Genomic DNA, 14,137 nt, shown 5'->3' with positions numbered 1-14,137 from the left:
CAGCGGGGGCTTATCGTCAGCCGGTGGTCTTTTGCGCGGCGGCGAGCGCGGTATCGGTGTCCGCGGTGGCCAGCAGGGCGTTGATGTGGGAGCCGGCCAGGGCTCCGGCTGCGGCGGAGGTGCCGACCTGGGCCGTGAGGTCGGTGGCGTTGCCGGCCACCCACACGCCAGCGATCTCGGTGGTGCCGGCCATGGCGGAGGCGAAGCGGCGGCCCATGTTGTCGGGCAGGTCTTCGATCGGCAGCTTCAGGCCCTCCAAGCCCTCGGTACGGGCCTGCATCTGCGTGGCCACAGCCAGAACCCGCCGTCCCACAAAGGTGCCGTCCGTCAAGCGGACGCCTGCGAGGGCGTCCGCTTCGCTGACGACTTCCTTGATGTCGGTCTCGATGATGTGGATGTTGCGAGCGGCGAAGCGGGCGCGGGTCTCCGCGTCCAACTCGGTGCCGCGGGTGAAGTAGATGAGGTCATCCGACAGTTGGCGGAACAGCCAGGCGTGGTGGACGGAGGCGGGGCCGGTGGCGAGGATGCCGATGGACTTGTCGCGAACCTCCCAGCCGTGGCAGTAGGGGCAGTGCACCACGCTGCGGCCCCAGTGGTCGGCCAGGCCGGGTACCTCGGGCAGCACATCGCGCAGGCCGGTGGCCACTAGTACCCGGCGCGCCGTCAGCGTGCGGCCGTCGGCCAGCGTGACGGTGAACCGCAGGTCGCCGTCGGCTGAGGGGGCGGCGGGTTCGGCCGTGGCCACTTCCCCGAAGACGATCTGGCCGCCGCACTCGCGTACCTGCTGGCGTCCGCGCTTGAGGATCTCGAGGGGAGGGGTACCGTCCAGGACGATGAAGCCGTGCATGGCGGCGGCGGGGGCGTTGCGCGGGGTGCCGCTGTCGATCACGACGACCGAGCGGCGGGAGCGGGCCAGCATCAGCGCGCCGTTCAGCCCCGCGGCGCCTCCGCCGATCACCACTACATCCACGGTCTCGGTGGGCAGTGCGTCGCTCTCATAGCGGGAAGTCTGCACAGACATGTCGCGCCCTTTCGTCATAGGTGGCCCCCGTGCTGGGCCATCTGTGTTCGACGTTAAACCCGCGTTGCATCAAGGGCATACAATGTTGCTTATGACGCAAGAAGATGGGCGGCTGGACAGCCTCGTACGCAAACGGATCCGCGCGCTGCGCGTCGCGCAGGGCTGGTCACTGGAGGAGCTGGCCACCCGCGCCAACCTCAGCCAGTCCTCACTGAGCCGCATCGAGAACGGTCAGCGCCGCCTCGCCCTGGATCAGCTGGTCACCCTTGCCCGCGCCCTGGATACCACCTTGGACCAGCTCGTGGAGAACGCCGCCGACGACGTCGTCATCAGCCCGATGATCGACGGCACCCACGGCCTGATGCGCTGGCCCATAAAGGGCGACCCTGGAATGAGCGTGATGCGTCAGCGGATGACCGACCCTCCGCCCGACAACCCGGCCCGCATGCGCGCCCACCCCGGCCGTGAATGGCTGGTGGTGCTGTCCGGCACCGCCATCCTCATGCTCGGCCACCGGCGCTTTCGCATCGAGACCAATCAGGCCGCAGAGTTCCCCACCATGATGCCGCATGCCATCGGCGCCGATGGCGGACCGTGCGAGATCATGGGCATCTTCGACCGCGATGCCCGCCGCGGCCACCAGAAGGGCGCCGGTGCTGACGGCTCCGAAGCCGACTGCGGAGGTGCCCAGGGGCCTTGTGAATAGCGGGCTACGGTCGGCCGGAACCCCCGGCGCGGCGGGCGATCTTGCGTGCCGGGCAGCACTCCAAGCCACCTTCTTGCGTATTCCGCAAGAGGTTATGCGACAGGCGCATGGCGGGCTTACGGTGTTGCCATGACCCAAACGCACCAGCACACCCCCCACCATGGCAAAGGCGGTCACCACCCCGACCACAGCCATAGCGGCCACCAAGAGCACAGCGATGGCGGGCAGGCGGAGATCCTCGATCTGGACGCCGAGGTGCTCGCCGAGCACATAGCGTCCATCACCGCCTGGCTGCCACTGAAGAGTGAGCCGCGCCAGATCGTGGACCTGGGCTGCGGCACCGGCGCGGGCACCTTCGCGCTCCTCGAACGCTTCCCCGACGCGCACGTCACCGCTGTCGACGCCTCGGCCGGGCACCTCCAGTTCCTGCGCGAGAAGGCATGCGCCCGTGGTGTCGAGGCGTGCGTACGGACCGTGCAGGCCGACCTCGACAGCAACCGCTGGCCCGATCTCGGCAGGCCGGATCTGGTGTGGGCCTCGGCCTCGATGCATCACATGGCCGAACCTGACCGCGCCCTACGGAGTGTCCGCGAACTGCTTGCCCCCGGGGGCCTGTTCGCCGTCGTAGAGCTCGCGGGCTTCCCCCGCTTCCTGCCTGCCGGCGCCCCGGAGAACCGGCCGGGCCTCGAAGAGCGCGCCCATGCCGCGACCGACAGCTTCCACGCCGAGCACGTTCCGCACCGCGGCGCGGACTGGGGCCCGATGCTGACAGCCGCCGGCTTCACCGTCGAGGACGAGCGCACCATCACCGTCAACATCGAAGGTGAGCGCAGCGAGGCGATCGGCCGCTACGCCTACGGCAGCTTGCAGCGCATCCGCGGCGTCGCCGCCCCCGCTCTCAGCCCCGAGGACCTCACCGCTCTCGACGACCTCCTGGACACCGACAGCCCGAACAGCCTCCTGCGCCGCGAGGATCTCGCCGTACGCACCGAGCGCACCGTCTGGGCCGCCCGCCGCGCCTGATGCCAGGCGCAACACAGGGTTGCCTGCCCGGGCCGCCTCAGCACCGAATTGCTTGCCTCATACGCAACCACCGCCCGCGCAGTGCCAAGCGCTTCGTTGGGCTGAGCAACCACGCCCGCGCAGCGCTATCGCCGCGACCCCACAGCGCGGGCGGAGAGGAAAGGGAGCATTCATGACCGCACCACAGATCCCAGTCGACTACGAAGCCTGGCGCCAGGACCGGTGGGAAGAGATCGCCGGAGCGAACGGCAAGGCCAAGGTCGTCGCCAACGCCAAGATCACCGACTCGTGCCCTCATACGCTTCCTGGCATCCCCGGTGAATGGCGCACCACCGAAGCGGGAGACCTGACCGTGACGGCCAAGGCCATCGACGGCGTGCAGGTGGCGGGCAGCCTGGTCGACGGAACGAGTCCCGTCCCCTCCGGCAGCTCCCTGGAATTCCCTGACAACCGGATCGGCTTCGCCGGCGGCGCGGACGGCTCCTACGGCCTGGTCGTCATGGATCAAGGCCGCCTCGAGCGCACCGGACTCACAGGCATCGACACCTTCCCCTACAACCCCGCCTGGGTCTTCGAAGGCCAGTACCGAGCAGCTCCCGAAGGGCGCCGCATCGAGGTGCCGCGGCTGACCAGCCCACGCAGCACCGAAGCCATCCTGGCCCCCGTCGACCTGGCCGTGACCATCGGCGGCATCGAATTCGTCCTGGCCGTCCTCCAGGACTTCCCCGGCCAGCGCCTGGTGATCTTCACCGACGAGACCAACGGCGAATCGACGCCGGCGATCGGCCGCTGGCTGGTGCTGCCGCTGCTGGAGCCCGGCAGCACCGTGACGGTCGACTTCAACAAGGCCACGCTCTCGCACCACCACCTGAACCCGGACGTGTTCGTCTGTCCGCTCTCGCCGCCCGGCAACCACCTGCCGATGCGCATCGAGGTCGGCGAGCGCGCCCTGACCGACGCGACCGCCCAGAGCTGATACGCCCCACCCCTGCCGGAACCCATCAACGTGTAACGAAGGAAGACCTACATGAGCAAGGACCTGAAGGACAGGGCCGTCACCTACCTCCGCGCACTGGAAAACCGCGACTGGGAAGCCGCCCGGGCCCTGTGCGCCGAGACAACCACCGTCTGGCACAACGACGGCAAGGGCGAGCAGTCCATCGAGGAGAACATCGCCGGGATGGAAGGGCAGATCGAATCCATCGAATCGATGCGCTACAACGTCCTGCGTCAACTCTCCCAGCCGGGCGAAGTCCTTCAACAGCACGTGGTCCACGTCGCCACCACAAGCGGCATGCGCGGCGAGGTCCACGCCGCCGTCTACTTCGGCTTCGACGATGCCGGACAGATCAAGCGGATTGAGGAGTACGCCAACTTCATCCCCGCCGGCGGCCAGGACAGCTGACGGCGGCAGTGCAAGCCCCCTCATCGCACGGCGCGCAGTCTGTGGCGATGAGGGGCGCTGACATTCAGGCGAGCGTGGGAGAGCTCGACGGCGCCATAACCTCGAAGGGGTACAACGACGTCGACGACCGCACAGCGGATGCCGCGATCGCCCTGCTCAGTCCGGATGGTCCGGTGGGGATTCCCGGTGAGGAACTGACCATCACCGCGCAGCGCTACGGCCGCATCCCGCACTCGTACGTGACCTGTACCCGGGACAACGCCATCCCCCTGGCGCTGCCACACCGCTTCATCAAGGAGATCGACGCCGTGTCGGCTTCACCGACCGCCGTTACCGAACTCGACTCCTCCCACTCGCCCTTCTTGTCCCAGCCCGCCGCGCTCGCCGAAGCGATCGCCAGCAGCCTCCCCGACATGACCTCCCTGCGGCGGACTCCGTAGACGCTTAACGGCTTCTTCCTGAGCATTTCCGTCCTGGGTAGGTTCGTGGTCCCGGCCGATTTGGGTCCTGCCTCTCAACTGCGTAACCAGGCGACCTGGTGGGGCGGACGGCGCGAGGCTCGGCTGGCAACTGCTGGCCGGCGACCGCGTCTTCATCCGCCCCCGGCCGGGCACCTCGAGTACTGCCCTGACCCGCGGCCGCCGCGATCGGCCTGGGCCTGCTCGACGCGCTCGGCTGGTTCAACGCGCCCTCGACCGCGGCAAAGCTGGCGAGGCGTCAGCCCACGGCTGTGACCGACGAGTCAGGTCAGCATGGATGGCACTGCCCAATTGCGCGAGCCAGACCAGGCCTGGCCGTACCAAAGAAACATGATGTGCATGGCAGGTTACGACGGCCGCGGTGTGGCGGCGGCTCCTTTCAGGGTGCTCGGGCCGCTTGAGGTGAGCGGTGAGCTGGGGGCCGTGTACGTGGCACCGGGGCGGCAGGAAGTCGTTCTCGGGGCTCTGGTGCTCCGATAATCCACGGAGGCGCGGAGCCACCGACGACCACGGCGGAAACCAGGCACTCGACGCGGCGGGGGCCCTCGTCCGCGGAGGAGCCACCGTCGAGGTCGTCGCACCCGAGCGCACCCTCTCACCCGACCTCGGCTCGCTCACGGCATCTGGCTATGCCAACTCCTTGGCGGAGAACGGTTTCGCGGTGGCGAGCGGAAATGTCCATGCCGCGATGCTGGACGCGGCCCGCCTCTGCCGAACCATCTGAGTCGCCCACCCGGGCCGGCTGGTCAGCCGATACGGCTTTCTTCGGATGGCCGCCGGTGGACTACGCCGGTGGCGCCGAGGTGCTGGGCCTGATCGAGGTGTGCGTGGACCCGGCGGAGCAGGGAGGCCAGTTGGTCGCGTTCAGCCGGGCTCAACGGAGCCAGCAGTTCGTCGTCCGCCCCTCTCCTTCTGTGAACGGCCGCCGGTACGGACGATGCGAGCTCGCGAAGGGCAACGACGGGACCGCGGTGGGCTGACACGTCAGGGGCGGCTGGTCAGATAGCCGCCCATGGAGGTGAAGTACTCCGTGGCGCCCAGCTCGCGGCCGTCCTCGGTCCGAACGCGCGTGATGGCCAGACCGTGATTGCGGCCGGTGCGGGCGTCGGCTCCGGCGACGATCGCCACGCCGTCGCCCTCGCGGTAGAAGATGCGGCCGGGAGTGCCGCCGTACCGGCCCTGGGACACGACCGCTGCCAGGATTTCGAGGCGCTTGCCCTTGTGGAAGGTGTAGGTGCTGGGGTATGGCTCGGACTGGGCGCGGACCAGGCGTTCGAGGTCCTTCGCCGGCCAGGTCCAGTCGATGCGGCTGTCCTCGATGGACCGCTTGTGGAAGAAGCTGGCCTGGGACCGGTCCTGCTTGGTGAACTCCGTCTGCCCGGCGGCGATGAGGCCGAGTGCGCCGATGGTGACCGGGGCGATGAGGTCCACGGTCTTGTGGAAGAGGTCGGTGGCGGTGTCCGTCGGTCCGACCGGAACCGCCTCCTGCCGGACGATGTCGCCGGCGTCGAGTTCGTCGTTCATCATGTGCGCGGTGACGCCCACTTCGGGCTCGCCGTTGATCAGGGCCCAGATCAGCGGGGAGAATCCGGCGTACTTCGGCAGCAGCGCGTCGTGGACGTTCAGCGTGCCGTGGCGCGGCAGGCCGAAGATGCGCGGAGGGATCCACGTCCGCCAGTTGTTCGCCACGATGATGTCCGGGTCGACCTCCTTGAGGCGCTCGAACAGCTCGTCGTCGTCAGGGCGGTTGCGGAGCAGCACCGGGACGCCGTGCTCCTCGGCCAGCTCGGCGACGGAGTCACTCCAGATCTTCTCGTACGCGTGCTCGCTCTTGGGGTGCGTCACGACCAGTACCACGTCGTGTTCGGAGTCCAGGAGGGCTTGCAGGGTGCGGTGCCCCCAGGTCTGGTAGCCGAACATGACGACCCGCATGGGGTTCCTCCTTGAAGCAGGGGATGACCGAGCAGCAAGTAAAGCAAGGCTTACCTTAGCTTGCAACGGGCCAATCTGATCTCTCAGTTGGGGAGTGCGGGCGCTCGGGCGGCACTATCGACAGTCGCGTGGGTTTAGCTTAGGCTCACCTAAGTTGCCGCCATGCCGTTCCGCCGGCGTGGCCACCGCAGCTTCCCCACGCCTGACAGGCGATTGCCCCGCACGATGGGAGTGACATGTCACAGGTTCTTCCTGGTGACGCATTACTGGTCCACGACCTCATTGGCATCGGCTTCGGACCGTCCAATGTGGCCATGGCGATCGCACTCAGCGAGCACAACGCACGCGTCGGCGGGCGTGAGGCGATCTCCGCCCAATTCTTCGAGCAGCAGCCACGCTTCGGCTGGCACCGAGGAATGCTGATCGACGACGCCACCATGCAGGTGTCCTTCCTCAAGGACCTGGTGACGCTGCGGAACCCGGCCAGTGAGTTCAGCTTCCTCTGCTATCTGAAGAGCAAGGGGCGGCTGATCGACTTCATCAACCACAAGAACCTCTTCCCGCTGCGGGTGGAGTTCCACGACTATTTCGAGTGGGCCGCGGCCAAGGTCGACGACATGGTCTCCTACGGTCACGAGGTCGTCGGCATCGTGCCTGTCGGCCGCGACGGAGCCGTGGAGTACTTGGAGGTGACGGTCCGGTCGGGAGAGGGGCTCGCGGTCCACCGGGCGCGCAACCTCGTCATCGGCACCGGGCTGCGTCCCCTGATGCCCGATGGCGTGGAGCGTGGCCACCGCGTGTGGCACACATCCGAACTGCTGGCGAAGGCCGACGAACTGGAGGGCACCTCGCCCTCCCGGTTCGTCGTCGTCGGCGCCGGGCAGAGCGCCGCCGAGAACGTCGCCTACTTGCACCGCCGTTTCCCCGGGGCCGAGGTCTGCGCGGTCTTCTCCCGCTACGGCTACAGCCCCGCCGACGACAGCGGCTTCGCCAACCGGATCTTCGACCCCGGCGCGGTCGACGAGTACTTCGCCGCGCCCGAGGACGTGAAGCGCCGGCTCATGGACTACCACGGCAACACCAACTACTCCGTGGTGGACATCGACCTGATCGACGACCTCTACCGGCAGATGTACCAGGAGAAGGTCCTCGGCACCGAGCGGCTGCGCTTCCTCAACGTGTCCCGGCTCGCCGACGTCAAGGAGACGCCGACGCAGGTCCGTGCCACCGTGAAGTCCCTCGTCACCGGCGAGGAGACGCTTCTGGACGCGGACGTCGTGGTCTTCGCCACCGGCTACAGCCCCGCCGACCCCCTGGGTCTCCTCGGCGAAGTCGCCGACCGCTGCCTCAGGGACGACGAGGGCCGTTTCCGCGTCGAGCGCGACTACCGCATCGCGACGGACCCCGGGCTGCGCTGCGGCATCTATCTGCAGGGCGGCACGGAGCACACGCACGGCATCACATCGTCTCTGCTGTCCAACACCGCGATCAGGGTCGGCGAGATCCTGGACTCGCTCCTCGACCGGGGCGTCATATCCGCGTCCGGGGAGGCCCGGTCGGCCGCCGACGGCGTCGGCTGCACCGCCCGGTAGGGATGACGTACTGAGACATGGGCACGACTGCGATGGAACGTCCCCTGGCCAGGGGCACAACAGAGGCCCGACGGCGACGGGTCGTGGGTATGGGCGCGCTCGTGGCGCTCCTCGTGATCGCGGGGGCGGTGTCGCTGGCCGTCGGTGCGCGCGCGTTGAGTCCCGGTGAGGTGTGGCACGGGTTGTTCGCGGCACCGGACTCCGACCAGCGGCTCACCGAGATCAGGCTCATCGTGCGGACCGTGCGGGTGCCCCGGACGGTGCTCGCGATCGTGGCGGGCATCGCCCTGGGAGTCGGCGGGGCGTTGATCCAGGGGTACACGCGTAATCCGATCGCCGACACGGGCCTGCTGGGGGTGAACGCCGGCGCCTCGTTCGCCGTGGTGTCGGTGATCACCCTGTTCGGGTTCACCGACCCGTTCAAGTATGTCTGGTTCGCCTTCCTGGGGGCGGCGGTCGCCGGTGTGGTGGTGTTCGGGCTGGCGAGCATCGGCCGGGGGGCCGGCAACCCGTTGACGCTCGCCCTGGCCGGACAGGGGATCACGGTGTTCCTGGCGGCGATGACCACGGCGGTCGCGCTGTCGGACCAGGCGTCGCTGAACGTGCTGCGGTTCTGGAACGCGGGCTCCGTGGCCGGTGCCGGATTCGACGTCATCCGGCCGGTCGCCCTGTTCATCGCCGTCGGGCTGGTGCTGGCGCTGACCACGCTGCCCGCCCTCAACCTGCTCAACCTGGGTGACGACGTGGCGCGGGGGCTGGGCGTGAACATCGCGCTGAGCCGGACCGTCGGCATCGTCGCCATCACCCTGCTGGCGGGCGCCGCGACGGCGGCGTGCGGCCCCATCGCGTTCCTCGGGCTCATGGTGGCCCATGTGGCCCGGTATCTGACCGGGCCGGACTACCGCTGGCTGGTGCCGTACGCGGGGCTGCTCGGCGCCGTCGTCCTCCTGGTCTGCGACATCGTGGGGCGTTTGGTGGTGCGGCCGGGCGAGTTGGACGCGGGTGTTGTCGTGGCTCTCCTGGGTGCTCCGTTCTTCGCGGTCCTGGTGTGGCTCGGAAAGTTCAAGAACACATGAGCGGGACGGATGTGAAGCGATCGGTGGCACCGGGTGTGCGGCTCGGCCAGGTGTCGTTCGTGTGGCGGCCCTGGCTCGTAAGCGTCACGCTGCTGTTGGCCGCGGCCACCTTCCTGGTGTTCTGCCTGTCCATCGGCGTCGGGGACTTCCCCATCGGCCTGTCCCGGGTGCTCGCCACGATCCTCGGCGGGGGCGAGCGGGTCGACGAGTTCGTGATCATCGACTTGCGGATGCCGCGTGCCCTGGCCGGGCTCATCGTGGGGGTCGCGCTGGGGGTGTCCGGGGCGCTGACGCAGTCCATCGCCCGCAATCCGCTGGCCAGTCCGGACATTCTGGGGATCACCGGGGGCGCCGGCGCGGTCGCGGTGTTCCTGGTGACGGTGTCGGGCGGGACCGCCGCGGCGGTCGTCAGCGCCGTGGGCCTGTCCGCGGCGGCGCTCGCGGGCGGTCTCGGGACCGGGCTGCTGGTGTACTTCCTGGCGTGGCGGCGCGGTGTCGACGGCTTCCGGCTCATCCTCATCGGCATCTCGGTGAGCGCCGTGATGGAGGCGATCACCACATGGCTGCTGGCCACGGCCGACATCAAGGACGTGGCCCGGGCCCAGGTGTGGCTGGTCGGCTCGCTGGAGGGCCGCTCGTGGGGCGAGGTCCGGGTGGCGCTGTGGTGCACGCTCGTCCTCCTGACCGTCGTGTCCTGTGTGGCGTTCCAGTTCAAGCCGATGCACTTGGGCGACGAGGTCGCCGCCGGTCTGGGCGTCCGGTACTCGATGGTGCGGGCGGTCCTGTTGTTGTGCGCGGTCCTGCTGGCCGCTGTGGCGGTGAGCGCCGCGGGCCCGGTCCCGTTCGTCGCGCTGGTGGCGCCGCAGGTGGCGATGCGTCTGGCGAGGTGCCCGACACCGCCGTTGGCGGCCTCCGGCATGGTGGGAGCGTTGCTGCTGATCGGTGCGGACCTGGTCGCGCGTACGGCGCTGCCGATCACTCTCCCGGTCGGCGTGGTCACCGCCGCGATCGGCGGCCCCTTCCTCGTCTATCTGCTGGTGCGGGCGAACCTCAGGTAGATGGCAATGACGTCAGGCAAAACCTCGATACAGGGGGGCTTGTGAGCGCCGAGCGCAGCACCGACATCCAGTCCATGGCCCAGGGCGCCGCGCGGCTCGCGGCCAGAGGCGTCACGGTCGGGTACGGCGGCCGGACCGTCATCGAGAACCTGGACGTGACGATCCCGCCCGGCGTGATCACCACGATCATCGGTCCCAATGGCTGTGGCAAGTCCACTCTGTTGCGCACCCTGACGCGGCTGCTCAAACCGGCCAAGGGGGCCGTCGTGCTGGACGGCGAGGACATCGTCAGGCTCAGGACCAGGGACGTGGCGAAGAAGCTGGGCCTGTTGCCGCAGGCGCCGGTCGCGCCGGAGGGGCTGACGGTGGCCGACCTGGTCGCGAAGGGGCGTCATCCGCACCAGAGCTGGCTGCGGCAGTGGTCGTCGGACGACGCCGGTGTGGTGGAGCGCGCGCTGGCCATGACCGGAGTGTCGGATCTGGCCGACCGCCCGGTCGACTCGCTGTCCGGCGGGCAGCGCCAGCGGGTCTGGATCTCGATGACCCTGGCCCAGGGCACCGATCTGCTGCTCCTCGACGAGCCGACCACCTATCTGGACCTGGCGCACGCGATCGACGTGCTCGACCTGGTGGACGACCTGCACGAGTCGGGCCGCACCGTGGTCATGGTGCTGCACGACCTCAATCTGGCCGCGCGGTACAGCGACAACCTCATCGTGATGCGGGCGGGTTCGATCCTGGCGCAGGGGCACCCGCGTGACGTGATCACCGCCGAGTTGCTGGACGAGGCGTTCGGGCTGCGTGCCACGGTCATCGACGACCCGGTGGGGGATCGGCCGCTCATCGTGCCGATCGGCCGTACCCATGCCCGGCTCGGCCAGGTTCCGGGAAGAGAGCCTCAAGTAAGGCTAGGCTAGCCTCACTTGCACAGGATAAGGTTTGCCTGCCCTTAGTCAGGGGTGTAACGGACGGCGCGACAGCAAGGGATTCCGGATGCTCCTCCATCGAACGACGCGTATGACGCCATGGCGGCGGTCGGCGGCGGCGCTGTCCGCGGCGGCCCTCGGCGTCGGCCTTCTCGCGGGATGTGGTTCCGACTCGGCGGACGAAGCGGGCGACGACGCCCCGGCCGCCGCCTCCGGCGCGTTCCCGGTCACCGTGGAGCACGCGTTCGGATCCACGAAGATCACCAAGACCCCCCAGCGGGTCGTCTCCGTCGGTTACACGGACGACCAGGCCATGCTGGCGCTGGGTGTCAGACCGGTCGGCATGGTCGACCAGTACCCGAACCCGGCGGGCAAGCAGCCGGACATCAACACCCAGTGGCCCTGGGTGAAGGACAAATGGGGCGACGCCCGGCCCGAGGTCGTCATGAAGAACGGCGACTCCGGCCCCAACTACGAGAAGATCGCCGCCCTGCGGCCGGACCTGATCGTCGCGGTGTACTCCGAGATCGACAAGGCCGCCTACGACAAGCTCTCCCGGATCGCCCCGACCGTCGGCCGCACCAAGGGCGAGAAGGAGCCGTTCAGCGCCCCCTGGCAGGACAACGCCGTGCAGATCGCCAAGGCGCTCGGCAAGGAGGCCGAGGGCACCGAACTGGTGCAGGGCATCCAGGACAAGCTCGACGCGGCCAAGAAGGCGCATCCGAAGTTCGCGGACCAGACCGCCGTCGCGTTGTCCTGGTACAAGAACTCGGTGGCGCCGTTCACCTCCACCGATGTGCGCGGGCGGCTGGTGACGGGCATCGGCTTCGGCTACCAGACCAAGATCGACAAGGCCGCGGGCGGGAAGTTCTTCACCGTCCTTTCCCCCGAGCGCGTCGACCTGGTCGACGTCGACCGCGTCTTCGTCATCAACGACAAGGCGGACCAGCGGGCGCTGAGGAAATTCCAGCTGTTCACCAACCTGGACGCCGTGAAGAAGGGCAAGGTGTCGTATCTGCCGGACAGTGAGGGCCCGGCCGTCGGCGCCGCCATCTCCCAGAGCACCCTGCTGTCCCTGCCGTACGCGATCGACGAACTCGTCACGTCGGTCGGCCGGGGGTGAGCACCACCGACGCGCGTGTCACCCCGGCGACCCTGCGCACGGCCACCGGACGCGTGGCCATCCGATGGGTCACGGCACACTGCCGCGAGATGCCCTGGCTGACGGCCGCCACCGTGCTCACCACGGTGGCCGGGGCGGCCCTCCAGGTACTCCCGGTGCTGCTGCTCGGCAGGGTGGTCGACGGCGTTGTCGAGGGTGAACCGCGCTCGGCCCTGGTCACGATCGGGGTGCTGATGGGGGCCGCCGCGCTGCTCGGCGCGGCGGCCACCGCGGTGTCGACCTATCTCATCGGGCGGCTCGGCGCGGATCTGCTCGCGGGGCTGCGGGAAGGCGCCGTCCGCGCGGTGCTGGGGATGCCGAGCGCGCGGATCGAGCAGGTCGGCCGGGGGGACGTGCTGTCCAGGGTCGGTGACGATGTGGCCGTGCTGTCCAAGGGCATCCGGACCGCCGTCCCCACCGTGTTCTCGGCGGGAGTGCTGGTCCTCATCGCGACGGCCGGCATGTTCGGACTGGACTGGCGGCTCGGCCTGGCGGGCGCCGGCGCGCTGCCCGCGTACGCGCTGGCCCTGCGCTGGTACCTCCCCCGGTCCGCCCCGCTCTACCAGAAGCAGCGGGCGGCCCAGGCCGACCGTGCACAGGCGTTGATCAGTGGTCTGAACGGGATCGACACGGTCCGGGCGTACCGCCTCGAGGGCGCCTTCCGCGAGCAGGTCACCAGCGAGTCGTGGCGAGTGCGCGATTTCGGTATCGAGGTGTTCCGGTTCTTCGGCCGGTTCGTCGGCAGGGAGAACCGCGCCGAGTTCATCGGTCTTGTCCTGATCATCGTGGTGGGGTACGCCCTGCTGGAGGCCGATGCCGCCAGCCTGGGCGAGGTGTCGTCGGCCCCGCTGATGTTCCACCGGCTGTTCACCCCGCTGGGCTCCATCATGTTCACCTTCGACGAGGCACAGAAGTCGGGCGCGAGCCTGACCCGGCTGGTCGGGGTGGTCGGCGAGGCCGCGCAGGACCGGCTGGTGGGCGAAGCGGCAACCGCACCGGTGGACGCCGCGCGGTACCCGGTGACGGTGCGGGGGCTGACGTTCCGCTATCCCGGCGCCGAGGATCCGGTCCTCCGGGACGTCAGCCTGACGATCCCGGCGGGGGGCTCGCTCGCGCTGGTGGGGGCGACGGGCGCGGGCAAGACGACCCTCGCCGCGCTGATCGCGGGCATCGGAACCCCACAGTCCGGGTCGGTGCGCATCGGGCCGACCGACCTCGCCGGTCTGGACGAGGCCGGGGCGCGGGCCATGGTGAGCATCCTGACCCAGGACACATATGTGTTCTCCGGTCCGCTCGCCGACGACCTGCGGCTGGCCGCGCCGGAGGCGACCGACGCCGAGCTGATGGACGCGTTGCGCACGGTCGGCGCCGATGGGTGGGTCGATGCGCTGCCCGAGGGGCTGAACACCATGGTCGGCGAGGGCGGAGAGCGGCTGGACGTCACCAAGGTCGCCCAGATCGCCCTGGCCCGGCTGGTGCTGGCCCGGTCGCCGGTGGTGGTGCTCGACGAGTCGACCGCGGAGGCGGGCAGCGAGGGCGCCGCCGAGCTGGAGCGGGCCGTGCTGGCCGCGTGCTCGGGCCGGACCACGTTGCTCGTGGCGCACCGGCTGACCCAGGCGATGGCGGCGGACCGGATCGCCGTGCTGGACGCGGGACGCGTGGTGGAGCAGGGAACCCACGAGGAGCTGGTGGCCCTGGGCGGCCGGTATGCGCGACTGTGGCGGGCCTGGCGAGAAGGCAGTTAGCCACCCCTGATT

The 14,137-nt window shown here is 69.3% G+C and carries 15 protein-coding genes; 13 read left to right on the top strand and 2 right to left on the bottom strand.

Features of this window, described 5'->3' with window-relative positions:
• Positions 1-16 precede the first annotated feature (16 nt).
• The gene (locus tag LIV37_RS02380; RefSeq protein ID WP_020865500.1) at positions 17-1,021 is read right to left on the bottom strand and encodes an NAD(P)/FAD-dependent oxidoreductase; all 1,005 of its coding nucleotides are present in this window, start codon (positions 1,019-1,021) and stop codon (positions 17-19) included.
• Between the two features lie 91 nt (positions 1,022-1,112).
• Here LIV37_RS02380 and LIV37_RS02375 point away from each other — a divergent pair, with 91 nt between their 5' ends.
• From LIV37_RS02375 to LIV37_RS02345, 7 genes are all read left to right on the top strand, one after another.
• Positions 1,113-1,727, top strand: coding sequence for an XRE family transcriptional regulator (locus LIV37_RS02375; RefSeq protein WP_020865499.1), 615 nt, complete (start codon positions 1,113-1,115; stop codon positions 1,725-1,727).
• Between the two features lie 129 nt (positions 1,728-1,856).
• Complete coding sequence (locus tag LIV37_RS02370; protein ID WP_020865498.1) at positions 1,857-2,750, top strand: class I SAM-dependent methyltransferase; 894 nt, start codon at positions 1,857-1,859, stop codon at positions 2,748-2,750.
• A gap of 172 nt (positions 2,751-2,922) precedes the next feature.
• Complete coding sequence (locus tag LIV37_RS02365; RefSeq protein ID WP_020865497.1) at positions 2,923-3,726, top strand: DUF1684 domain-containing protein; 804 nt, start codon at positions 2,923-2,925, stop codon at positions 3,724-3,726.
• A gap of 51 nt (positions 3,727-3,777) precedes the next feature.
• Positions 3,778-4,155 carry a nuclear transport factor 2 family protein gene (locus LIV37_RS02360; protein WP_020865496.1) on the top strand — a complete coding sequence of 126 codons (378 nt, stop codon included), beginning with the start codon at positions 3,778-3,780 and terminating at the stop codon, positions 4,153-4,155.
• A 47-nt stretch (positions 4,156-4,202) separates the two neighbouring features.
• Positions 4,203-4,595: a hypothetical protein gene (locus tag LIV37_RS02355; RefSeq protein ID WP_148717881.1), complete on the top strand. Its 393-nt coding sequence runs from the start codon at positions 4,203-4,205 to the stop codon at positions 4,593-4,595.
• A gap of 448 nt (positions 4,596-5,043) precedes the next feature.
• Entirely contained in the window at positions 5,044-5,358 is a 315-nt protein-coding gene (locus tag LIV37_RS02350) for a hypothetical protein (RefSeq protein WP_148717882.1), read from the top strand.
• A 55-nt stretch (positions 5,359-5,413) separates the two neighbouring features.
• Positions 5,414-5,614: a hypothetical protein gene (locus LIV37_RS02345; RefSeq protein ID WP_020865493.1), complete on the top strand. Its 201-nt coding sequence runs from the start codon at positions 5,414-5,416 to the stop codon at positions 5,612-5,614.
• A gap of 4 nt (positions 5,615-5,618) precedes the next feature.
• On the opposite strand, the gene LIV37_RS02340 is transcribed toward LIV37_RS02345, so the two are convergent.
• A complete protein-coding gene (locus tag LIV37_RS02340; RefSeq protein ID WP_020865492.1) occupies positions 5,619-6,566 on the bottom strand; it encodes a methionyl-tRNA formyltransferase in 948 nt (315 codons plus the stop codon).
• Between the two features lie 236 nt (positions 6,567-6,802).
• On the opposite strand from LIV37_RS02340, the gene LIV37_RS02335 reads away from it, so the two are divergent.
• From LIV37_RS02335 to LIV37_RS02310, 6 genes are all read left to right on the top strand, one after another.
• The gene (locus LIV37_RS02335) at positions 6,803-8,158 is read left to right on the top strand and encodes a lysine N(6)-hydroxylase/L-ornithine N(5)-oxygenase family protein (protein ID WP_121825899.1); all 1,356 of its coding nucleotides are present in this window, start codon (positions 6,803-6,805) and stop codon (positions 8,156-8,158) included.
• 17 nt (positions 8,159-8,175) lie between these two features.
• Positions 8,176-9,234, top strand: coding sequence for a FecCD family ABC transporter permease (locus LIV37_RS02330; protein WP_121825900.1), 1,059 nt, complete (start codon positions 8,176-8,178; stop codon positions 9,232-9,234).
• Positions 9,231-10,292 carry a FecCD family ABC transporter permease gene (locus LIV37_RS02325; RefSeq protein ID WP_121825901.1) on the top strand — a complete coding sequence of 354 codons (1,062 nt, stop codon included), beginning with the start codon at positions 9,231-9,233 and terminating at the stop codon, positions 10,290-10,292. Before LIV37_RS02330 ends, LIV37_RS02325 begins: the two co-directional genes overlap by 4 nt.
• Positions 10,293-10,366: 74 nt before the next feature.
• Positions 10,367-11,209 carry an ABC transporter ATP-binding protein gene (locus tag LIV37_RS02320; RefSeq protein WP_121826279.1) on the top strand — a complete coding sequence of 281 codons (843 nt, stop codon included), beginning with the start codon at positions 10,367-10,369 and terminating at the stop codon, positions 11,207-11,209.
• A gap of 76 nt (positions 11,210-11,285) precedes the next feature.
• Entirely contained in the window at positions 11,286-12,341 is a 1,056-nt protein-coding gene (locus LIV37_RS02315) for an iron-siderophore ABC transporter substrate-binding protein (protein ID WP_121825902.1), read from the top strand.
• A complete protein-coding gene (locus LIV37_RS02310; protein ID WP_020865486.1) occupies positions 12,338-14,125 on the top strand; it encodes an ABC transporter ATP-binding protein in 1,788 nt (595 codons plus the stop codon). The genes LIV37_RS02315 and LIV37_RS02310 overlap by 4 nt, the downstream gene beginning before the upstream one ends.
• Positions 14,126-14,137: the final 12 nt, after the last annotated feature.

It is taken from the genome of Streptomyces rapamycinicus NRRL 5491, from assembly GCF_024298965.1.
Lineage (GTDB): Bacteria > Actinomycetota > Actinomycetes > Streptomycetales > Streptomycetaceae > Streptomyces > Streptomyces rapamycinicus.
This window is presented reverse-complemented; position numbering and strand designations above follow the sequence as displayed.

Excerpts from the sequence above, each read along its gene's own strand:
- LIV37_RS02380 (WP_020865500.1), bottom strand. The coding sequence starts at position 1,021 with ATGTCTGTGCAGACTTCCCGCTATGAGAGCGACGCACTGCCCACCGAG.
- LIV37_RS02375 (WP_020865499.1), top strand. The coding sequence starts at position 1,113 with ATGACGCAAGAAGATGGGCGGCTGGACAGCCTCGTACGCAAACGGATC.
- LIV37_RS02370 (WP_020865498.1), top strand. The coding sequence starts at position 1,857 with ATGACCCAAACGCACCAGCACACCCCCCACCATGGCAAAGGCGGTCAC.
- LIV37_RS02365 (WP_020865497.1), top strand. The coding sequence starts at position 2,923 with ATGACCGCACCACAGATCCCAGTCGACTACGAAGCCTGGCGCCAGGAC.
- LIV37_RS02360 (WP_020865496.1), top strand. The coding sequence starts at position 3,778 with ATGAGCAAGGACCTGAAGGACAGGGCCGTCACCTACCTCCGCGCACTG.
- LIV37_RS02355 (WP_148717881.1), top strand. The coding sequence starts at position 4,203 with ATGAGGGGCGCTGACATTCAGGCGAGCGTGGGAGAGCTCGACGGCGCC.
- LIV37_RS02340 (WP_020865492.1), bottom strand. The coding sequence starts at position 6,566 with ATGCGGGTCGTCATGTTCGGCTACCAGACCTGGGGGCACCGCACCCTG.
- LIV37_RS02335 (WP_121825899.1), top strand. The coding sequence starts at position 6,803 with ATGTCACAGGTTCTTCCTGGTGACGCATTACTGGTCCACGACCTCATT.
- LIV37_RS02330 (WP_121825900.1), top strand. The coding sequence starts at position 8,176 with ATGGGCACGACTGCGATGGAACGTCCCCTGGCCAGGGGCACAACAGAG.
- LIV37_RS02325 (WP_121825901.1), top strand. The coding sequence starts at position 9,231 with ATGAGCGGGACGGATGTGAAGCGATCGGTGGCACCGGGTGTGCGGCTC.
- LIV37_RS02320 (WP_121826279.1), top strand. The coding sequence starts at position 10,367 with ATGGCCCAGGGCGCCGCGCGGCTCGCGGCCAGAGGCGTCACGGTCGGG.
- LIV37_RS02315 (WP_121825902.1), top strand. The coding sequence starts at position 11,286 with ATGCTCCTCCATCGAACGACGCGTATGACGCCATGGCGGCGGTCGGCG.